Here is a 20,050-nt window from a genome sequence, read left to right as displayed (position 1 = left end):
TAGCAAGATGCAGATCCGTACCCCGGAATTCAAGGAAAGCGCCCGTATCGCCCTGCATGATGTCGGGCTGCAGAAGGCGCTCGGTAACGTCAAGAACGGCTTTCCCGGCAAACGCGCGGCCGCCATGGCACGCCTGCCAGAGTTTGATGCCCTGCGTGATCAGGCCAGAGACGTCAAGAACCATGTGATTGCCCATCTCGACCTGTATCTGGAGCAGTTTGAAGCCAAGGTGCTGGAAAACGGCGGCCATGTTCACTGGTGCCGCACCTCGGAAGATGCCCGCCAGACGATTCTGAAAATCTGTCGCGAGCAGAATGCCAGAACCGTGACCAAGGGCAAATCGATGGTCACCGAAGAGATCAACCTGAATGAGTTTCTGGAGCAGAACGGTATCCAGCCGATCGAGACCGATCTCGGCGAATACATCATTCAGCTGCGCGGCGAGCATCCCAGCCATATCATCGCCCCTGCCATCCACCTCAACCTGGAAGATGTCGCCGATACCTTCCACGCCCATCACCACACTCCGCGCTCCGTAGATCCCAAGGTGTTGATGCAGGAGGCGCGTGAGCGTCTGCGTGAGAAATTTGCCGCAGCAGATGTCGGCATCACCGGCGCCAACTTTCTGGTGGCAGAGACTGGCTCCTCAATCATCGTGACCAACGAAGGCAACGGCGACCTGACCCAGATTCTGCCCAACACCCATATCGTCGTGACTTCGATCGAGAAGGTGGTGCCAACCCTTGAGGATATGACGTTGTTCCTGCGCCTGCTGGCTCGCTCCGCGACCGGTCAGGAGTGCTCGGTTTACAACACCCTGTCGACCGGTGGGCGCCGACCCGGTGATCAGGACGGGCCCGAGAATTTCCATGTCGTTCTGGTCGATAACGGTCGCAGCGATATGGTTGGCAATGATTTTCAGGATATGTTGCGCTGTATCCGCTGCGCAGCCTGCATGAACCACTGCCCTGTCTACGGGGCTGTTGGTGGGCACAGCTACGGCTGGGTCTATCCTGGCCCAATGGGATCAGTACTCACACCTCAGATGATCGGTATTGAGCAGGGAGCACTGCTGCCGAACGCCTCCACTTTCTGCGGTAAATGTGAGTCGGTCTGCCCGGTGCATATTCCACTGCCGAAACTGATGCGCCACTGGCGTGAGAAGGAGTTTGAAAAGCACCTGACGCCCAGAACCGCTCGTTGGGGACTCGGTGGCTGGGCCTTTATGGCCAGACGCCCGGCGCTGTACCGAAAGTTCAGCGCACTATCCAATGCTGCCCTGCGTCTGATGGCTGGCAAGAAGGGTTATATTCGCAAGATACCCATGGTTGGTGCCTGGACCGATTGGCGCGATATGCCGGCACCCAGCGGCAAAACATTCATGCAGCAGTGGCAAGAGAAGCAACGGAGCGGACACTAATGAGCAAAGCAGAGATACTGGGCAATATCCGTCGCGGACTGGGTGGCAAGATCACAGACGAAGCACGCGCCACCGTGAAAAACCGCATTCAGGCACACGCCCCTAACCTGATTCCTGCCCGTGGACAGTTGCCGGCGGCAGAGCGCCTGGCGCTGTTCATCAACATGGCGCGCGAGTCCGCCGCTGAGCTGATCGAACTGAACGATCTGGCAGACCTGCCTGCCGCGCTGGATCAGCATATGCAATCACTTGGCATCACAGAACTGATCATGGCACAGGATAAGTGCCTGACCTCGCTGGACTGGTCGCCGCTGCAGAACAAGCAGACCACGCAACGTGTATCACAAGTCGGTGATCTCGCCAGCCTGACCACGGCGTTTCTCGGCATCGCCGAAACCGGCACCCTGATGCTCTACTCCCGTGCCGAAAGCCCGACAACGCTGAACTTTCTGCCGGATACGCACTATGTTGTACTGCGCCGTGAAGATATTGTCGGTGTGTATGAAGACGCCTGGAACCAGCTACGCGAGGAAACCGGCGGTCAGATGCCGCGCACGGTCAACCTGATCACCGGCCCATCGCGCAGTGCCGATATCGAGCAGACCCTGCAGATGGGAGCACATGGCCCCCGGCAACTGGTGATTTATCTGATCTGAGCTGAACTACCCTGATCTGCTCTGAACTGCTCTGAAAAAAGCGAGGTTAATTAACCTCGTAGTGCGGCATGGTCCAGGACTCATCCTGAGCGCTGACATACCATGCCTGCATCTCGGGCAGTTCAAACATCGCCTGCGCCCAGCGATCAAACGCAGGCGATACCTTCAAGCCATAGCCGCGAACCCGCCACATCACCGGCGCATACATCGCATCGACGATACTGAAATGTCCGCACATGAAGGGTCCTTCAGGCTTTTTCGCCCGCTCAAAATGTGCCCAGATCTGCGCCAGTCGTTCAAGATTGGCCAGCACCTCCGCATTCGGCTGAATCTGCTTCTGCACACGGCAGTTCATCGGGAAATGGCTACGCAGTGCAGAAAATCCACTGTGCATCTCTGCTGCTGCACTGCGTGCCAGTGAGCGCAATCCCTTTTCTTCTGGCCAGAGTTTGCGATCAGGGAAGGTTTCGGCCAGATACTCCATGATCGCGAGACTGTCCCAGATCACCAGTTCATCAGCTCCCCCCTCATTCACCACCAGCACCGGCACCTGCGCAGGGATCTGATAGCGCTCGCTGAGCTGCTTCAGCGCATCACTGTGAGCAAACGGCAAAAGCGTTTCATCAAATGGAATTCCTGCAACTTTCATGGCGATCCAAGGACGTAAAGACCAGGATGAATAGTTCTTATAAGCGATGTAAAGCTGCATGATGTGCTCCTTCTGCCATCTGTTGGGTTAGTTCATGAAGCATAAAACAGATGACAAGCACAAAAAAAGCGAATATTTTTAACCAAATTATTCGGAGAAATTGCACAATGACACCGCGCCAGATCCGCAGTCTGCTCAAAGTGATGGAGGTCGGCAGTGTTCAGCGGGCTGCACGTGAGCTGCACCTCGCACCCTCCAGCATCTCTGCCCAGATACGAGAGCTGTCGGCAGAGCTGGGTGTTGCGCTGCTCGAACCCGCCGGTCGCGGTATCATCCCCAGCGCCGCCGCGCAGCAACTGCTGCCCAGCTTGCGCTCATTTCTGGCCCTGTCGGAAGAGATCAGCCAACAGGCGAGCACGATTGCCCACGAACCCGGTGGCACACTGAAGCTATTTGCACCCAGCTCCATGTGCATCTATCGCCTGCCTGCGTTGATCAATGCTCTTCAGGCTTCAGCCCCTCAGGTGGAAGTGGTGCTGGAACATGAGCCCTATGACCATATTGAGGCGTTTCGCTGCGGTGAACTGGATGCCGCCATTCTGGTCAGCCAGGTCGAGAGCCCCGAGTGGGTCAATCACAGACTGCATGCAGAGGATGTGATTTTCGTCTGCCATCCGAGCCGCCATCAGGCCGGCGCTATCACGCTGGAGCAACTCAACCGTGAACCTCTGATCACGACGGAAGCAGCCTGCAGTTACCGGGTTGCCGCTGAGGTGCACTTCCGCTCCCAGGGCCTGACTCTCAAACCACGCCAGACATTCTCCAATGTCGAGGTGATCCGCCGCTGCCTGCTGGCCAATATGGGTGTCGGGCTGCTGCCTCGCTGTGCCGTTGAGGATGATCTGACAAAGGGGAGTCTGAAACATCAGACAGTGACTGGTACGCCCTACCCCTTCTTCTCGACACTGGTCTATCCGAAAGGACGAAGCTGTCCACCCAAATTGCAGGCACTGGTTGAGGTGTGCCGGGGGTGACTATCCGGAGGAGTCCGCAACAGGGATGTTGCGGTCCAGGCTCCATGGATGGATTTATGCCGACCCCGGATAGGCACACCCGGTACCCGGCACAGGCCAGTGGCACGATCCTTCATCAATACAGCCAGTTCGAACTCCAAAACTAGAGTTCTAAAAAGCGATCAAGGAATACGCAGCGTCAGCGTATCCCCACTTTGCACCATCTCCAGATGCTGCATGAAGCTCATCCCGAGCAGTACGATTTCGCTCGGCATATGGGGGTTGATGTGGGCACGCACACCCTGCTGTTCGATACCACCGAGACTGACCGACTGCAGTTGAGTCTGGTATACCGTGATCACACCATTAGCCGTATTAACTCTGCCCGGAGCACCGCGTTGCAAACCGATCCGCTGTGCCACCGTTTCGGGAACACTTACGGTTGTGGCGCCGGTATCCAGCAGAAATACCACCGGTTCACCATTGATCAGGCCAGGTGCTGTGTAGTGACCTGAGCGGCTGCGCTTGAGCACCACTTCCGAAGCCAGACCAGGGCTGCTGATGAGCAGTTGATTAGGATTATCACGCTTATTGGTGTACTGGTTGAAGAACATTGCAAGCACAACCAGCAGTGCTATCCAGGACAGGTAGGTCATCAGGCGCGCGGTGGTGCGTCGTGTACTGTCTGGATCTTGCATCGTCATTTCCCTGTTCAGTTATTGACTTAACCCTGATCAAAAAGATCTCTCTGCGGAGCCACCGTTTCCGTGAAAGTCTCCCCCAGAAAGGGCAGTATCGTATCAGCCACCGGCATCAGTTGCCGATCCAGATAGTGTTGATAATCGATCGGCGACTGTCTCAGTTCCTGCGGTTCCGGGCCGTTCACGGTGATCAGATAGCTGACACTGTCGCCCTGTCGCAGCGCCTCAGGCAACCCCTCGGCACGACATCTTTCATTCAGCATCCGTGCAGCACGGACATGCGGTGGTACATTGCGCTGATAGTCCTGCAAAGGCCTGCGCAGACGTCGATGGTATATCAGCTCGTGATCTCGCTTGCCATCCAATAGCTCTGCAACCGTGTTACGCACCAGCGGCTGCCATGGCTCACCGGCAAAAATACGCCCATAAAGCTGATGCTGGAAGTCACGCGCCAGACGGGTCCAGTCGCTGCGCACCTGCTCCAGCCCCTTGAACACCAGCTCGGTCTTACCCTCGCCCAGCCTTTTGACACCGGCGTAGCGTTTTTTGCTGCCCTGTTCTGAATGGCGCATGCGCGGCATCAGAAAATGTTCGTAGTGGGTCTCAAACTGCAGTTCCAGCGCGGTATCCAGTCCGAATCGTTGTTGAATCTGCTGCCGCCACCAGTCATTCAGTCGGCTAACCAACTGCTCGCCATAGGCTGCCGTGTCCTGATCCGACCAGTTGTCACCCAGCCAGACAAACACCGAATCGGTATCGCCGTAGATCACACGGTGCCCCAGCTGCGTCTCGATATATTCGGCTGTCTGGGTGAGTATCTGGTGCCCGCGCAGGGTGATGGACGCGGACAGGCGCTGATCGTAAAAGCGACACTGATTGGAGCCCAACACCCCGTAGCAGGCATTCATGAGTATTTTGATCGCCTGAGACAGGGCAGAGTTCCCCTGCTGTTTGGCTTTATCCCGCGCCTGCCACAAATGTTCGATGATGCCAGGCAGAATATTGTACCGTTTCGAGAAAATCGCACCATGAAAACCGGGCACCAGATCCGTTTCGGCCACGCCGGACTTCAGCCCTTCTGCTAGCCCCATCGGATCGATCTGAAAGGTGCGGATGATGCTCGGGTACAGGCTCTTGAAATCCAGCACCAGCACATGCTGATAAAGACCGGGACGGGACTCCATGACAAAGCCACCCGGCACTTTGAGCCCCGACTGACCGGAGGCATACTCAGGTGCCACATAGCCTCTGCGATGCAAAGTAGGCAGGTAAAGATTATCGAACGCCTGCGCCGAACCGCCGACCTTGTCCAGCGACAGTCCTGTTAACCGGCTGCGCTCAATCAAGTAGGGGATCAGCCCGGTCTTGTCGAAAATTTCAGTGACCAGACGGCAGTCCTCGATATTGTAGTGCGCCAGCGCCGGCTTATCTTCGGCATAGAGGCGCTGAATCTCGGCACCGCGATCATCCACATGATCAATCGCCTTACCCTTTCCCAGCAGGGTTCGCGAAACAAACTCCAGGCTGTAACGCTCAAATTGCCATGTCGCCCCTTTCAGGGTATCGATCCCATCCAGCACCACCCGCCCGCCGATGCGGGCATACCATTTGCCAAGTCCCGACTGTTCCACCCGGATTGGCTGCTGGTCACGACCGATCAGCAGAGACACGCCACACACCTTGGCTCTGGCCTGCAGCACACGCAGGTCGAAACCGATCACACTCCAGCCGATCAGGATATCGGGGTCTATCTCGCGCACCCGATGTACAAAGCACTGCAGCAACAGACGCTCATCCGGCAGGTAGCGGATCAGATCCGTATCCTCGCCCCTGCCCAGCATCAGCACCTGCTCGACGCCCTTTGACTCCAGCGCGATGGATAAAATCCGATCCGCCTTCATGGTGGTTTCGATATCCAGCGACAGCAGCCGAAAGCGGGGGTGGTAGTCTGCAGCCCTAAGACTATATCGGCCCTGCTGCTGATAAACAGTGGCACCGGAAAAGATGAACCGCTCCATCAGATAGCGATCAACCGGACGGATATCCTCCTCCATCAGAGTCAGATGCACCGCCTGCAAACACTCAATAACCTGATGCAGCAGAGAGAGGGTTGGGGTGTACACTGCCGCAACGGGCCTTTGCTGAAAATCGCACAGGTCCAGATCGCGCCACTCCCAGCCAGAGAGTTCCTTTAACGCCTGCTCAACCGCCTCACGCTGCTCCTGCAGCACGAAAAAAACTGCCCGCTCGCCGTGAATCACCACTCGCTCAGCACCTGAAGGTGTCTGTAACCAGTAGGTCAACTCCAGCCCCTGCGCGCCATCGCGCTGCTGGCGAGAGAGTGGAAAGCCGGTCAGCATCTGTGCCTCAGGTGCTGATTCAAGCACGGGTTCAGGTACGGGGGCAGACACCGTTTCAGGCTCTGTTTCACGCGCAGAAAGGCTGCACGATCTCCATGCCGGGGAACTGCTCCAGCAGGACCTCCCTGGCAGAGGCTTCAAACAGCAACTTCAGGTTAGGGCCTGCATCCATCGTGAAGTAGACAGGCAACCCCTCCTGTCGGAGCTGCCACACCTGGCGCATCGCGGTGATGGAGTCAGGCTGCCAGTAGAGCAGTGGCGGCCAGGAGGCGATCATGGTGGCGTGCATAGACAGCGCATTCTGTTCGGCGCACTCACCCAGCAGAGCAAAATCCTGTGTTTCTATCGCCTGCTGCAGACGTGACAGATCGGTTGCGGCCTGCAACGGCCAGCTCTGATACAGGTGGGCGGTTTCGAGCGTGCGCTGCATGCCGGCGCGCGAATCCACCGCCTTGGTTGAAGCATCCACCTTGATCAAGCCGATACAGAGATCCGGCCACTGCTGATCCAGAGGAATACCATGGCTGTCCATGCCATCTTCACGCTGGCCCATGCGCCACTCCACAAAGCCATCAAAAACCGAGCGACAGGCACTGCCACTACCCAGGCGCGCCACCACCGACAGCTGCTGTGGATTCAACTGCAGATCCAGACACTCATTCAATGCCAGCGCCAGCGCCGCAAAACCGGAAGCAGAGGACGCCAGCCCCGCCGCGGTGGGAATATTGTTGTGCGTCTCCACCTTAAGGGAGAAGCTACTGTGCTGACGAAACAGATCGATAAACGCAGACACGCGGCTGGCAAACATGGTTTCAGGGCGTTGCCGCTCGCCATTGAGCCATACCTCATCGGCCAGCCCATCTATCGGGCTCAGACGTGTACGACTACCCAGTGATTTGAGCGACACAGACAGGGAGGCATTCACCGGCAGATTCAGCTCACGATCCCGCTTACCCCAGTATTTGCACAGTGCAATATTACTCGGCGCGAACTGCTCCTCCACCGCTCGGGGTTGCACCGGATGGGGGACCAGCAGATTGATCACATCAAGCTTGTTCATAACTGACCTCAGTTCCTGTCGGTGAGATACCCACGGGTATCGCCTGATAAGGGATATCGACGCTTGCCCTGCCCAATGTGATGATACAGTCGCCAAGACCCGAGCCTGAAATCTTCACGCCCAATACCTGCTTATCCGCACGCAGGCGATAGATCATATCCGACAGGGTCGCATCATTCACACCCAGCGCATCAAGCAGCCCCTGATAGATATTCATCAGATGTCCCAACTGGGGCCAGGCCTCGCAGCGGATCGCCTGCTCAGCGGCTTCTGCGGTCTGGTTCATCAACGTATAGAGCGCCTGATAGAGGGCTGGCTGCTGCTCCGCACGCGTCTCTACATAGGCCAGCACATCCGGCGTTTTCATCTTGTAACCGGCATACCAGAGCGCGATGGGCGGAACACCGGGTAGTGCGGTGATCTGTCGTGGTTCGGTACGATAGGCGATCAGACCACCCTGAAGGCTCGCTGCGAGATCGGTTCCCGAGCCTCTTCCCTGCTGCACCTGATGCACCACCGCCAGCGCAGCATCGAAGCGCTCCTCCAGCGTGAGGCGCAGCTGCGAAAACTCAGACAGCGCAACCGTCAACGCAGCGGTCACAGCCGCAGAGGAGCCGAGCCCAACCTGATGGGAGAATTCCGATACGATCGTGAGCTCAAAGCCACTCGGCAGATCGGCCGCCCAGTGGCGAACAACCGCCAGCACAAAACTCAAGCGCTGCTCCTCTGGTGAGGCAGATATCTCTACCGGCGACATAAGTCTGGATAGAGAACCGCTGTAACTACCCAGCGCAGTGTCGATCACTACCTGATCATCCGTGCGCGGCGTCAGCTGCAGATGAATGTATTTGTTCACCGCGCAAGCAATCGCCAGATGGCCGTGCAGCACCGCATGTTCGCCCATCAGCATCACACTGCCGGGCGCCGAGACTCTAATCACCGATGTAACTGACACCCTGTGTTTCCTCTTCCAGTTTTCCCCAGCGCCAGTGCTGTGGCATCGCCAGCTCGCCCGGATCTCCCTGTGGCAACCAGGCCAGCAGCAAACCGCCAGCTTCTCCGCGCACACTGCCTGCACCACTGATCTTACCCGCCCCGCCATGCGCTTCAAGCTGTTCAACAAAGGCACTGACGACAGACGGCACCACACCGATATGCTGTAACAGACGATGATTTTCCTGCACCAGAGCGGCTCTTTGTGTATCAGTATCGGCCTGAATCAGCGCCTCAGTTGTCACTGCAAACTGATCCCAGAGCGGCTGATCATCAGCAAAACGCGTGCGCACCGCCTCAACACAGACACCGGTACTGACCACTGGGCTGCCGGTATTGATCCAGAACCAGCCATCACCCAGACCAGGTCCATCGACCGGCGTGATCACAGACGCTTTCAGCCTGACCCGCCCACCACAGCACACCGCCGCAGCATCGATCAGGCTGCCACGACCATGCTGCAACCGTTCGCAGTGGCGCACCGCGTGGGCCAGTTCGATCCGCTGCTCGTGGGTCATATCCAGGTGTTGACCAAAGAGTACCAGCGCGGCCGCCACCAGCGCGGCAGAAGAGCCCATACCAGCACCCAGCGGCAAGGTCGAATCGACGATCATTTCAGAGCGGGTCAGCAATTCTGAATCAAGGACTGAATCAAGGACTGAATCAGCCGTGGTGAGTCTGCGCGCCTGTGCAATCGCATAGAAAAGCAGTTGCTCCGGGCTCGACATGATCGATTCAACGGCGCGATTGCCTTCAAGAAATTGCTGATGATGCTGATCAAGACGCGCTACCAGTGCCTGCAGGGACGCAGCATCATGGCTGACAAGACGCCCTTTCGGGCTGCGCCAGCTGATACCGGCCACTGCACCGGGAAGCAGATCGATACGAATATGCTGTCGGACGGCTACCGCCAGCGCGGGCGCCCCGTAAACAACCGAGTGTTCACCACTGAGGATGATCTTCCCGGGGGCAACCGCAGCAGGCATCAGCAGGGCACGTATTCACGCTTGTGATGGGATATCGCCGCCAGACGGAAGCGACCGGTGGTTGAATGAGGCAACACCAGACTCTCGCCACCCTGTGGATCAGGATAGTGATAGAGCTTCAGATACTCATCGTAGCTCACTTCCTGGCGCGCATTCAGCATCCTGGTGTGATCCGCCGTATGCAGCCGTTCCTGATAGCCATCCACCACCGTACCGGAGAAAAACTCCGCCACACAACCCGAACCATAACTGAAGAAACCGATACGCTTACCCGACAGACTCTCCTTCGCATTATCCAGCAAAGAGCAAAGTCCGATATAGATGGACGCTGTATAGCTGTTACCGATCAACTGATTGTAATGCAGGGTGTCGGCGATCTGTTGCTCAATCTCGGCAGCATCCAGGGTGCAGCGGCACAACTTGGCCAGATGCTGATGAGCTTTCTGGGCCATGCGACTGAACGGCAGGTGATAACAGAAATAGTTGAAATCGCGAAACGAGCTGCGACTCTCTTCACAGAAATATTCCCAGGCCTTTTTCAGCGCCTTGAGATAGATCTTGGTGGAGTACTTGCCATCGACCAGCGCATTAGAGCGATAGTTCGGGCGCCAGAAGTCCATCACATCTTCGGTGTAACTGCCCACTTCGGGATCAATCACAACAACTCGGGGATCGGCACTGATCAGCATTGCAACAGCACCACACCCCTGGGTTGCTTCGCCCGGCGTGTTGAGATCATAGCGTGCAATATCGGACGCGATCACCAGCACTTTACTGCCAGGCTTGCGCGCCACCAGCGCACAGGCCATCTGTACGGCAGCTGTCGCACTGTAACAGGCCTGCTTGAGCTCCACGACTCGGCAACGCGAACCTAGCCCAAGCAAACGGTGCACGTAAACACCCGCCGCCTTGGACTGATCAATACCGGTTTCCGTCGCAAACAGCAGCGTCGTCACGGCATCGGGGCCAATACGTTCTACAATAGGCAACGCCGCATTGGCAGCCATCGTCACGACATCTTCATCTGGCGCGGCCATGGCCATTTTTTCCTGGCCAATACCGGTATAGTACTTCTCAGGATCCGTTTGCTGCATTTCAGCCAACGTCCTCAGGTCCAGAAAATAGTTGGACGTATAAAAGCTGATTTCGTCAATACCAACAGACATATCCGGATTCTTTCCTCAACGCTCTTCGACGATAAGCGCTTTGTTCCTGTACAGGGTTGCCAGATCTGGGGTACCGAGTAGAAACATCGCTGTAATAAATTCACGGTGTAGTCTTTCTATCACAGCCACAACCGCATCTGCTGATTCCATGGCAGGTTGCAGCAATGGTGCTGCGACCCCGCAAAGCGTGGCGCCGAGTATAACAGATTTCGCCATATCAATCCCATCTCTGATACCACCACTGGCGAGCAGCGTTGCACGATCCAGAAATGGCTCTGCCAGTTTCAATGCCAGAGGTGTCGGCAACCCCCAGTCCTGGAAACGGACACCGAGACCTGTGCTTTGATCGGTGCTCGTATCGGCGCTCTTATCAGAGCGTCGATGATGCTCGATACGGCTCCAGGAGGTCCCGCCGGAACCGGCGATATCAAAATAGCGGATACCCTGATCCAGCCCCAGTTGAATATCTGCCGGAGAGAGGCCGGAACCCACCTCTTTCAAAATAATTGGTTTATCAAGTGCCTGCCGCAACCGCCCTATCGCATCGGCAATACCGGAAAAATTGGTATCCCCTTCCGGCTGAACCGCCTCCTGCAAGGGGTTAAGATGCAGAAACAGCGCATCGGCACCCAAAACATCCATCACGTCGCGACAGCGTTGTGCATCAAAACCATAGTTAAGCTGAACCGCGCCGACATTGGCAATTAATACGGTGGTCGGTGCAAACCCACGCAGGTCAAAACTTGCGCGCGCCGCCGGCTGCGTAAACATGACACGCTGCGAGCCAACACCCATCGCCACCTGACAACGCTCGGCTGCCGTCGCCAGATTCTGGTTAATGGTTCTGACCAGATCATGATCCCCCCCAGTCATGGAGGAGATCAGCAGTGGAAAACGCAACTTTTTGCCAAGAAATTCGACGGAGGGATCAATACGGCTCAAATCCAGTTCAGGCAAGGCACGATGCATCAGATGTATGCGATCAAAATAAGCTTTGGAGCGATCAGTGGCCGGATCATCTCGAATCACTTGTATGTGCTCGATCTTTCGATCATTGGTCTGATCGGTCATGAACGCTCCAGTTTGAGGTGAGCTTCCATCAGCTCACCTGGATTGGTCTGAGCCGCCAGTAAAGACAACTCGCCACACAGTACAGTCGCGGCGCATATAGCAGCCAGACGCCGCGCATTGGCACCTGGTTCGCGCTCTTCGCGACAACCGAGCAGGCGCAGATTCTCTTCCACGAAATCGATACCCTTGCCATTACCGACACTGCCGACAATCAGGTTAGGCAGGGTGCAGGAGAAATAAAGATCTTCGCCTCGGAGTTCAGCATGCACCATACCCTGCGACCCCTCGATGATATTGGCGGCATCCTGCCCTGTCGCAAGATAAAAACCCAGCAGCATATTCGCAAAGTGCGCATTGGCGCTGCGCAGGCCACCGGCAATCATCGTCCCGATCAGGTTTTTCTTGATATTCAGATCCACCACCTTTTCCGGTGTGGTCTTGAGTCTACGCTCACACAGGCTGCGCGGGATCACTATTTCACTGACGACATATTTACCGCGCCCCAGTATCCCGTTCACGGCACTGGCTTTCTTATCAGTGCAATAGTTGGCGGAGATGGAACTGTATCTCAGATTGGGATACTGCTGCAGTATCCAGGGAATCAGTCTGTCGGCCGCATTGGTCACCATATTGTGGCCAGAAGCATCGCCGGTAGTGAACTCAAGGCGCAGATAGAGCAGATTACCGACAATCTGGCTGTGCATATCGATCAGGCGCGCAAAACGACTGCTCTGAGCGACAACCGCATCCAGCTCTGCCTGTCGCAGCTTAATTGAAGTCACCGCCTGATGGGCTGCCATGGCATCGTCTGCTTCCAACAGAATCGAGCGGGTCATCCGCTCGTCGATCACACTGGTATTGATCCCTTCCGTCAGCACCGATACTCGCGCACCTCTGCCGACCGAATGCCACAAAGGCGTTTCATAGGTGGCCAGGGGAACGCTGATGCTTTCATTCAGCGTTTGCCCCGTGATTTTCAAAGGCCCGACCCAGCGCATGGGTACAGGTGCCTGAAGTATTTTATGCGACTTCATAAGGTTTTGAGTTACCACCCCTTCGATGCACGCCTGTGCACGGGGTACAGCGTCATCCTGACATAAACAAAAAAAGGGCCACAAGCCCTGCAACCCTCAGGTGAAAATTTTATCCACCCCTACCGCGTTATGCAATCTCTGCCGGTCGCAACTGCAGCGCAAAACGCTCAGCGAGCGTCTGATATCGCTGCAACTGACGGCTGCTCAAGGCACCGAAATCAAGCCCTGTCACAACAGCTGCACAACTGGTGAGCACTTCTGGATCAGTATCAGCATTGGATTTCAACAACTCCAGCCCAGCATGCAGCAGATTAAGTGCCACAGCAATATTATCGGGCACAAGGCTGTAGGCATACTTGAACTGCACGAACGCTTCATTCAGCTCACGGCTGCGAAACCCCATCAGCCCGCGCATATTGGCCCTCCCCCACTCCATGGTGGTCAACTGACGCGCCACATCCTGTTTATGCTGCTTACAGACGACATCCTGGGTTGTTCTTTCCAGTCCATCCACCAGCAGATCCATACATTCCGCCTGCATGGACAGATCCAGCCGCTCAAAAAGCCGTACTGCTTCAGACGCAACCAGATCAGAACTGCGAGGCTCGCCCTTGCTGCGATAAAGTTCGGATACCAGCAAGCGACTCTTGAAACGGATGCCCAGATTATCCACAAAATCATGCCGAGCCAGCTCCAGCATCCTGATCGCATCGGCCACCAGTGCTGAGTTATCGCCTCTGGATTCCTCTATCTGTTTCAGCAACACACGTACATAACCCATATAGTAATCAGCACGCTGAAAGGGTGAGTAGCGCGCATATTCGATTGCGGCGCGATATCCATCCGCAGCCATGCGCCACTCTGATGAGTAAGCCGCCATGCTGGCCAGCTCCGCCTGCAGAAGAGGAACGGTCGGCTGCAACATCACTGCCTTGCGCAGCAGAGTCAGTGCCTGGTTGCGCTCGCCCATCAGCCAATGGAGTCTGGCCATCCAGGTAAACGCCTCAACGCACACCTGCTGTTGATCAATCACACCCTGCATCTCGTCACGACAGCGCTGATAGTTACCCGTATGAAAACTGCTGATGCCAATCGCCACCCTGACCCAGGGCTTGTCTTGGACGCGCACCATCTCCTCAAACAGGGACAGTGCGCCGGCGAAATCCTTTTTTTCCAGTAGAATCATACCCTTCAAACGCTGCAACTGCCCCTGCAGCCCCGGAAATTGTCGCGCTATTCTGTCACAGCACTCATAGCTCTCTTGCAACTTCCCGGTATCCAAAAGTTGCTCAGCGGGTTTGAGATAAGACTTTGCACGCAGCATTTTCTCGATCCGAGAGCGAATTCTCACAGGATCATAGGGTTTGGAGATGTAGCCATCAGGAGAGTTTTCGGGCGAGCCGAACAGCAGTTCTGAGCGCTCAGGATCAATGACAAGAACGAAACAGGTGGAGAACTGGCGCCGGCCAGCAACATGAAGCTCCTGCAGCACCTGCAGGCCATTTTTTTCGCGGGAGCCCAGATCATAGGCGATAAAGCAGACATCGATGACCGTCGAGGTCAGCACACTGACCGCCATATTCACAGACGAAGCAACCTGAATATCCACAAAGCCGTAGCCACTCAGCATCACCCTGAGTTCTTCCAACTGCTCCAGATTCTTCTCGACTATCAGTACCGAGTGTTCGGCAAAGGTATTGGTCATAACTCCAACCTGAACGTGACTGCAACGCCCCCTGATCTCAGGTTGTTAAAAAGTAGCATGAAAATCAGAGCACTAGCCAGTTTATACCGGCATCGGACTGAAATAACAAACCCCGCAGAGAGCGGGGCTTGTTTCAAAGCAGGCAGCGCCTGATCAATCATCCAGCAGATTACGCCCTTTGCTGGCTGCGATCCGCATACGCAGCGCATTCAGCTTGATGAAGCCCTCGGCATCCTTCTGATTGTAGGAACCGGCATCATCCTCAAAGGTAGCAATGCTTTCATCAAACAGACTGTCATCAGAACGACGACCCACTGCAGATACGCTGCCCTTATAGAGTTTGACGCGCACTTCACCATTCACATGACGCTGACTGAAGTCGATCATCTGCTGCATCATCTTGCGCTCTTCAGACCACCAGAAGCCGTTATAGATCATTTCGGCGTAGCGTGGCATCAGCGAGTCCTTGAGATGCGCCACTTCACGATCCAGAGTCAGAGACTCAATCGCACGGTGGGCCTTCATCATGATGGTGCCGCCCGGTGTTTCATAACAGCCGCGTGACTTCATGCCGACAAAACGGTTCTCGACGATATCCAGACGGCCAACACCATTGGCACCACCGATACGGTTCAGCGTTTCCAGCACGGTAGCCGGGCTCATCTGCTCGCCATCGATCGCAACGATATCGCCCTTGCTGTAAGTCAGTACCAGATAGGTCGGCTCATCAGGCGCTGCTTCAGGGCTGACGCTCCAGCGCCACATCTCTTCTTCAGCTTCTGCCCAGGGATCTTCCAGAATGCCGCCTTCGTAGGAGATATGCAGCAGGTTGGCATCCATGGAGTAGGGAGATTTCTTTTTCTTGCCTGCGAAATCAACCGGAATATTGCGCTCTTCGCAATACTGCATCAGTTTTTCACGCGAGGTCAGATCCCATTCACGCCAGGGCGCAATCACCTTGACGCCAGGCTTGAGCGCATAGGCACCCAGCTCGAAACGAACCTGATCATTACCTTTACCGGTAGCACCATGAGAGATGGCATCTGCACCGGTCTCATTGGCGATCTCGATCAGGCGTTTGGCAATCAGAGGGCGCGCAATGGACGTACCCAGCAGATATTCGCCTTCGTAGATGGTGTTGGCACGGAACATCGGGAATACATAATCGCGCACGAACTCTTCGCGCAGATCCTCAATGTAGATCTCCTTGACACCCAGCGCCTGAGCTTTGCTGCGCGCTGGTTCCACCTCTTCACCCTGACCTATGTCAGCCGTAAAGGTTACCACTTCGCAATTATAGGTATCCTGCAACCAACGCACGATTACAGAAGTATCCAGGCCGCCGGAATAAGCCAGCACGACCTTTTTGATTTCGGACATACAACGCTCCAGATCACTGAAACCGGCTGGCCTGTCAAGGAGCCGGTCATCTGAGTTACTAAATTCGGATTAATTATCTTTGATAACTTAATTCTGACTACAAATTCGGACTTACGACAAACAAGTCGGGAATTTTAACAGAAAGCGGGCCAGCACGCCTCTATTCACGCTCAAGGCGTATGGTGACACGACGATTTCTGGTCCTGTTTTCCGGCGTATTATTCGCCACGACCGGATAACGCTCACCATGATAACGGGTAATGATCATAGATTCATCAATACCCCGCTGCAACAGGTAATTGGTCACTTCCTCAGCACGACGCTTGGACAGATCACGGTTCAGAAGACGCCTGCCGACATTGTCACTGTGGCCATCGACATAGATGGTGGTGACCGTATCATCGTGCTGTACATACTGCACGATCAGATCCAGGCGATCCCTGGTCGCATCCGACAGCATAACCTGCGCAGACGGAAAGAGCACAGCGGTTCGGGCAATCTGGCGATAGTTGACCGGCAGCAATTGAGCCACACAGTCCATATAGTCACTGTAAGCGGATTTGAAGTTGACCGACGAGATACCCACACTGACTGGCTGGGCCGACTGATACCAGTTCTGGCCGCTGAAAGTCGGGCTCAGCCCCCGATAAAGTGCTGCCATCATCTGAGTTGCGCTACTGCCATTTACCCGAACTCGTCCAGACTGAACAGGCATTTCGCCGATGATTTCCGGAACGATACCGGGCTGCCAGGATGGCGCCTCTGCGATCAATCTCACTGTGCCCTGAATCTGTTGCTGCTGAGTCGGTACCAGATTGAAGTTCAGTGTTTCGCCCGCTTCATGCTCAAATATGGCATAGCCGAACGCTGGAATCTGATGCATCATACGGCACTCGAAGTGCGATGCTTCTATCTCCCAGCGGGTATCATCAATCGGCGCACGAAAGGTTGCACCACTCGCAGCCTGAACAGGCACCAGCGCTGCAATAGCCATCAGCCGGAAGAACCACAGTTTCGTCATAGTATGCGCACTTGCACTCCTGGCCCTGAAAACCCTTGAATCATACCTTGCGACATCCTTCGAACTATCGGCCGGCCGGCCCGTTCCTTTAGATCCGGTTTTGAATGCCGTTCGGCAACTGTTACAATATCGGCCACTCATTTACCTGTTTTTAAGGATTACGTTTGACTCCCACAGACGGATTTAGCCTGATGGCTGACCGCTTCCGCGGTTATCTCCCGGTCGTTGTTGATGTCGAAACCGCCGGTTTCAACGCCACTACCGATGCCCTGCTTGAAATTGCCGCCGTCACCCTGACCATGGATGAGACCGGCTATCTCCTGGTCGACCAGAGCTACAGCGCCAATATCAAACCATTCCCCGGTGCCAATCTGGAACCATCAGCACTGGCATTCACCGGCATCAATCCCGATGACCCTGCACGCAATGCGATCGATGAAGCCGCCGCACTGGAGTCCATTTTCAAGCCGATCCGCAAAGCGATCAAGTCCAACGGCTGCAAACGTGCTGTACTGGTTGGCCATAACGCCTCATTCGACCATGGCTTTGTCAATCGTGCAACCGAGCGCTGCCAGATCAAACGCAACCCCTTTCATCCCTTCTCCACCTTTGACACCGCCACGCTGGCAGGCCTGGCATTCGGACAGACGGTTCTAGCCAAGGCCTGCGACGTCGCAGGTATCGAGTTCGACAACAAACTGGCCCATTCTGCACTCTATGATACACTGAAAACAGCTGAGCTATTCTGCCTGATTGTGAATCGCTGGAAAGACCTCGGCGGGTGGGATCTGGTCTTGCAAACGCGAGACTGATCAAACACCAACGCCGACAATGAGGAAAGCTGATGCGTGTTTTCAGGTCACTACTCATCTTTTTTACCCTGTGCCTGCTGGCTCCCCTGGCGATTGCGCAGGACAAAATCCTGAGCATTCTCGTTGGCATGGACAAACCGCCCTACATTCAGATGCAGGACGGGGCAGGATTTGAACTGGAGTTGTTGAAGGCAGTTATTAACGAAATGGGCTACAGCAGCGTGTTCATGCATGTACCCAACGAGCCTGTCGGATTAGACATTTTGAAATCAAAATCCCCAGCATCAACAGCCCGCCCTTTATTCTGATGATTATTTTCTGCTCGAACTGATAAACTCAATCACCCATTCAAACAGCCTGTATTCAGAACTTGATGCGCTCAACGCACCATTAGCAGCACCAATTGCCACTTAATGGCTTTGCTGCCCCTGTGTCGCGATCTTCTCGATATTATGCACCATACAGTACATCATCCATTGGGCGTTGACCTTGGTTTTGCCTCTCAGAGTAAACCGATTCATCCCCTTGTTGCTTTCCAGATTGCCAAACACCGGTTCCACCGTGCCTAGTCGCTGGCTGTAGATATGCCGTCCCATCGGGCTGTCGATCTTCTGCTTCATTTTCTCGATAAAGCCCGGCACTGTCTTGCGATCACTCAGGATAAAGCGCACCTGACGTCCATCCACTTGATCGGCCCGACGCAGGCATTGATGCCTCAACGCACATGCCCCGCAGTGCTGCCGATACCCCTGGAAGCTGATCGTGTCCTGCTCGGCTATCTGCCCCTTGAAGCGTTTCCACATCGGCTTACCAGCCGGGCAGCGGCAGGTTTCCGTCACCGGATCATAGTCAAAGTCGCCCGGTGTAAAGCGCTTCGCCACCTGACCGCCACGCTCTTTGCGGCGCTGGGCTTTAGCCTCATTGAAGGTGATGGAGTCTGTGAACCGGGGATCACGTTTGCGGAACTGATTGTCAGCAATGTAACCATCGATACCGAGGCGATAGATCAGCTTCATATTGGCTTCACTGTGAAAGCCGCTGTCCGCCGTGATCCGGGCCTGTTGCAGGATGTGCTCATCACCCGCGCATTGCTTGAACTGACGCCGAATGCCCAGCAACATCGGCTTCAGAGTGTGCTGTTCCTGCCCTGCGCCATAGGCTTCGGCATGAACAATGATCTGGTGTTTGCTGTCCACTGCGGCGACGCCGTTATAGCCCTGAATGACGCCTTTCGATGTCTTCATCTTGGCACTGTCAGGATCGGTGATATTCCCTTTGACTGGTGTACCCCGCTGGCCAAGCCGTTCAGGGGCAGTCTCCAAGTGCTTTTTTATCTTGGCTGACACCTTTTCCAGTTTTTCGATCTGGGCCTGTTCACGAGCGGTGATGTCAACTGGCTGATCCTGCTGATCGCCCTGCTGGTGCGCCTTCAGCATCCGCTCCACAGCACGGTCGATCTTGGCTTGCTTACGGCTCAACTCTGCACGCGTACCGCTCCACTCCTTGGCCGCATTGGATGGCATCTTGCAGCCATCAATGGCAAACATCTCCCGACCGATCAGGTTCAGGCCATCACACACCATCAGAACATGCATGAACAGCGGTGCAATCACTTCATCCATGCGGGAAATAAAGTCGGCAATCGTGCTGTGATGCGGCTGGCTATCGGCTGACAGGGCCATGAACTGGACATTCTCACGGCAAGCCTGTGCAATTTTACGGCTGCTGGTGATGCCTCTGGAGTAGGCGAACAATACCACCTTCAGCAGAATCGCCGGATCATAGGCCGGGGCACCGTTGTAATCATTGCGATAGCGGGATTCAAACACACTCAGATCGAGATCGTTATCCACGACATGATTGAGTGTATATTCGAATGTGCCAGGCTGGATCTGATCCGCAAACCGCAGCGGGATCATCTTGGTTTGGTTGTAATCGTAGTGTTTATACCGCGCCATCCCTTGCCACCTGTGAGGTAAAGTTCTGTTACCTGATTCTAGCCTTTGTCTGTCGCGTCAGCCAA

18 protein-coding genes are annotated in these 20,050 nt (G+C 55.4%); 5 read left to right on the top strand and 13 right to left on the bottom strand.

What is annotated here, in order from left to right:
* The first annotated feature begins 7 nt into the window (after window positions 1-7).
* Both F7R27_RS10250 and F7R27_RS10245 read left to right on the top strand, forming a co-directional pair.
* Entirely contained in the window at window positions 8-1,420 is a 1,413-nt protein-coding gene (locus F7R27_RS10250) for a LutB/LldF family L-lactate oxidation iron-sulfur protein (protein WP_151704174.1), read from the top strand.
* Entirely contained in the window at window positions 1,420-2,076 is a 657-nt protein-coding gene (locus tag F7R27_RS10245; protein WP_151704173.1) for a LutC/YkgG family protein, read from the top strand. Before F7R27_RS10250 ends, F7R27_RS10245 begins: the two co-directional genes overlap by 1 nt.
* A 46-nt stretch (window positions 2,077-2,122) precedes the next feature.
* On the opposite strand, the gene F7R27_RS10240 is transcribed toward F7R27_RS10245, so the two are convergent.
* A complete protein-coding gene (locus F7R27_RS10240; protein ID WP_151704172.1) occupies window positions 2,123-2,785 on the bottom strand; it encodes a glutathione S-transferase in 663 nt (220 codons plus the stop codon).
* A gap of 107 nt (window positions 2,786-2,892) precedes the next feature.
* On the opposite strand from F7R27_RS10240, the gene F7R27_RS10235 reads away from it, so the two are divergent.
* On the top strand, window positions 2,893-3,759 hold the full coding sequence (locus F7R27_RS10235; RefSeq protein ID WP_151704171.1) for a LysR family transcriptional regulator: 867 nt from the start codon (window positions 2,893-2,895) through the stop codon (window positions 3,757-3,759).
* Between the two features lie 161 nt (window positions 3,760-3,920).
* Here the strand turns inward: F7R27_RS10235 and F7R27_RS10230 are convergent, their stop codons facing one another.
* The 11 genes from F7R27_RS10230 to F7R27_RS10180 form a co-directional block, all read right to left on the bottom strand.
* Window positions 3,921-4,436: a retropepsin-like aspartic protease family protein gene (locus tag F7R27_RS10230; protein WP_151704170.1), complete on the bottom strand. Its 516-nt coding sequence runs from the start codon at window positions 4,434-4,436 to the stop codon at window positions 3,921-3,923.
* 26 nt (window positions 4,437-4,462) lie between these two features.
* Window positions 4,463-6,850 (bottom strand): DNA polymerase II, encoded by a 2,388-nt coding sequence (locus F7R27_RS10225; RefSeq protein ID WP_338088397.1) that lies wholly within the window; start codon window positions 6,848-6,850, stop codon window positions 4,463-4,465.
* A 16-nt stretch (window positions 6,851-6,866) separates the two neighbouring features.
* On the bottom strand, window positions 6,867-7,859 hold the full coding sequence (gene mvaD, locus F7R27_RS10220; RefSeq protein ID WP_151704169.1) for a diphosphomevalonate decarboxylase: 993 nt from the start codon (window positions 7,857-7,859) through the stop codon (window positions 6,867-6,869).
* On the bottom strand, window positions 7,846-8,814 hold the full coding sequence (mvk, locus tag F7R27_RS10215; RefSeq protein WP_240776340.1) for a mevalonate kinase: 969 nt from the start codon (window positions 8,812-8,814) through the stop codon (window positions 7,846-7,848). Before mvk ends, mvaD begins: the two co-directional genes overlap by 14 nt.
* Window positions 8,792-9,838 carry a mevalonate kinase family protein gene (locus F7R27_RS10210; RefSeq protein WP_151704168.1) on the bottom strand — a complete coding sequence of 349 codons (1,047 nt, stop codon included), beginning with the start codon at window positions 9,836-9,838 and terminating at the stop codon, window positions 8,792-8,794. Before F7R27_RS10210 ends, mvk begins: the two co-directional genes overlap by 23 nt.
* The gene (locus F7R27_RS10205; RefSeq protein ID WP_151704167.1) at window positions 9,838-11,004 is read right to left on the bottom strand and encodes a hydroxymethylglutaryl-CoA synthase; all 1,167 of its coding nucleotides are present in this window, start codon (window positions 11,002-11,004) and stop codon (window positions 9,838-9,840) included. Before F7R27_RS10205 ends, F7R27_RS10210 begins: the two co-directional genes overlap by 1 nt.
* A 15-nt stretch (window positions 11,005-11,019) precedes the next feature.
* Window positions 11,020-12,075 carry a type 2 isopentenyl-diphosphate Delta-isomerase gene (gene fni / locus F7R27_RS10200; protein WP_151704166.1) on the bottom strand — a complete coding sequence of 352 codons (1,056 nt, stop codon included), beginning with the start codon at window positions 12,073-12,075 and terminating at the stop codon, window positions 11,020-11,022.
* Window positions 12,072-13,109 carry a hydroxymethylglutaryl-CoA reductase gene (locus F7R27_RS10195; protein WP_151704165.1) on the bottom strand — a complete coding sequence of 346 codons (1,038 nt, stop codon included), beginning with the start codon at window positions 13,107-13,109 and terminating at the stop codon, window positions 12,072-12,074. Before F7R27_RS10195 ends, fni begins: the two co-directional genes overlap by 4 nt.
* A gap of 127 nt (window positions 13,110-13,236) precedes the next feature.
* Window positions 13,237-14,814 carry a response regulator gene (locus tag F7R27_RS10190; RefSeq protein WP_151704164.1) on the bottom strand — a complete coding sequence of 526 codons (1,578 nt, stop codon included), beginning with the start codon at window positions 14,812-14,814 and terminating at the stop codon, window positions 13,237-13,239.
* A 153-nt stretch (window positions 14,815-14,967) separates the two neighbouring features.
* Window positions 14,968-16,194, bottom strand: coding sequence for an argininosuccinate synthase (locus tag F7R27_RS10185; protein ID WP_151704163.1), 1,227 nt, complete (start codon window positions 16,192-16,194; stop codon window positions 14,968-14,970).
* 160 nt (window positions 16,195-16,354) lie between these two features.
* Window positions 16,355-17,215 (bottom strand): flagellar protein MotY, encoded by an 861-nt coding sequence (locus F7R27_RS10180; protein ID WP_151704162.1) that lies wholly within the window; start codon window positions 17,213-17,215, stop codon window positions 16,355-16,357.
* Between the two features lie 191 nt (window positions 17,216-17,406).
* Here F7R27_RS10180 and rnt point away from each other — a divergent pair, with 191 nt between their 5' ends.
* Together rnt and F7R27_RS10170 are read left to right on the top strand one after the other, a co-directional pair.
* Window positions 17,407-18,027, top strand: a complete 621-nt coding sequence (gene rnt, locus F7R27_RS10175) for a ribonuclease T (RefSeq protein WP_151704161.1) — start codon at window positions 17,407-17,409, stop codon at window positions 18,025-18,027.
* Window positions 18,028-18,059: 32 nt separating this feature from the next.
* Entirely contained in the window at window positions 18,060-18,335 is a 276-nt protein-coding gene (locus tag F7R27_RS10170; protein ID WP_151704160.1) for a hypothetical protein, read from the top strand.
* A 102-nt stretch (window positions 18,336-18,437) separates the two neighbouring features.
* Here F7R27_RS10170 and F7R27_RS10165 read toward each other — a convergent pair whose 3' ends face one another.
* A complete protein-coding gene (locus tag F7R27_RS10165) occupies window positions 18,438-19,985 on the bottom strand; it encodes an IS1182 family transposase (protein ID WP_151704159.1) in 1,548 nt (515 codons plus the stop codon).
* Window positions 19,986-20,050 lie beyond the last annotated feature (65 nt).

This window comes from Nitrincola alkalilacustris, from assembly GCF_008973755.1.
Classification (GTDB): domain Bacteria; phylum Pseudomonadota; class Gammaproteobacteria; order Pseudomonadales; family Balneatricaceae; genus Nitrincola; species Nitrincola alkalilacustris.
This window is presented reverse-complemented; position numbering and strand designations above follow the sequence as displayed.

Bases quoted from the DNA above. Each gene is read 5' to 3' on its own strand.
- F7R27_RS10245 (WP_151704173.1), top strand. From the start codon at position 1,420: ATGAGCAAAGCAGAGATACTGGGCAATATCCGTCGCGGACTGGGTGGC.
- F7R27_RS10195 (WP_151704165.1), bottom strand. From the start codon at position 13,109: ATGAAGTCGCATAAAATACTTCAGGCACCTGTACCCATGCGCTGGGTC.
- F7R27_RS10170 (WP_151704160.1), top strand. From the start codon at position 18,060: ATGCGTGTTTTCAGGTCACTACTCATCTTTTTTACCCTGTGCCTGCTG.
- F7R27_RS10190 (WP_151704164.1), bottom strand. From the start codon at position 14,814: ATGACCAATACCTTTGCCGAACACTCGGTACTGATAGTCGAGAAGAAT.
- rnt (WP_151704161.1), top strand. From the start codon at position 17,407: ATGGCTGACCGCTTCCGCGGTTATCTCCCGGTCGTTGTTGATGTCGAA.
- F7R27_RS10240 (WP_151704172.1), bottom strand. From the start codon at position 2,785: ATGCAGCTTTACATCGCTTATAAGAACTATTCATCCTGGTCTTTACGT.
- F7R27_RS10185 (WP_151704163.1), bottom strand. From the start codon at position 16,194: ATGTCCGAAATCAAAAAGGTCGTGCTGGCTTATTCCGGCGGCCTGGAT.
- F7R27_RS10230 (WP_151704170.1), bottom strand. From the start codon at position 4,436: ATGCAAGATCCAGACAGTACACGACGCACCACCGCGCGCCTGATGACC.
- F7R27_RS10235 (WP_151704171.1), top strand. From the start codon at position 2,893: ATGACACCGCGCCAGATCCGCAGTCTGCTCAAAGTGATGGAGGTCGGC.
- F7R27_RS10210 (WP_151704168.1), bottom strand. From the start codon at position 9,838: ATGCCTGCTGCGGTTGCCCCCGGGAAGATCATCCTCAGTGGTGAACAC.
- F7R27_RS10205 (WP_151704167.1), bottom strand. From the start codon at position 11,004: ATGTCTGTTGGTATTGACGAAATCAGCTTTTATACGTCCAACTATTTT.
- F7R27_RS10180 (WP_151704162.1), bottom strand. From the start codon at position 17,215: ATGACGAAACTGTGGTTCTTCCGGCTGATGGCTATTGCAGCGCTGGTG.
- fni (WP_151704166.1), bottom strand. From the start codon at position 12,075: ATGACCGATCAGACCAATGATCGAAAGATCGAGCACATACAAGTGATT.
- mvaD (WP_151704169.1), bottom strand. From the start codon at position 7,859: ATGAACAAGCTTGATGTGATCAATCTGCTGGTCCCCCATCCGGTGCAA.
- F7R27_RS10250 (WP_151704174.1), top strand. From the start codon at position 8: ATGCAGATCCGTACCCCGGAATTCAAGGAAAGCGCCCGTATCGCCCTG.
- F7R27_RS10165 (WP_151704159.1), bottom strand. From the start codon at position 19,985: ATGGCGCGGTATAAACACTACGATTACAACCAAACCAAGATGATCCCG.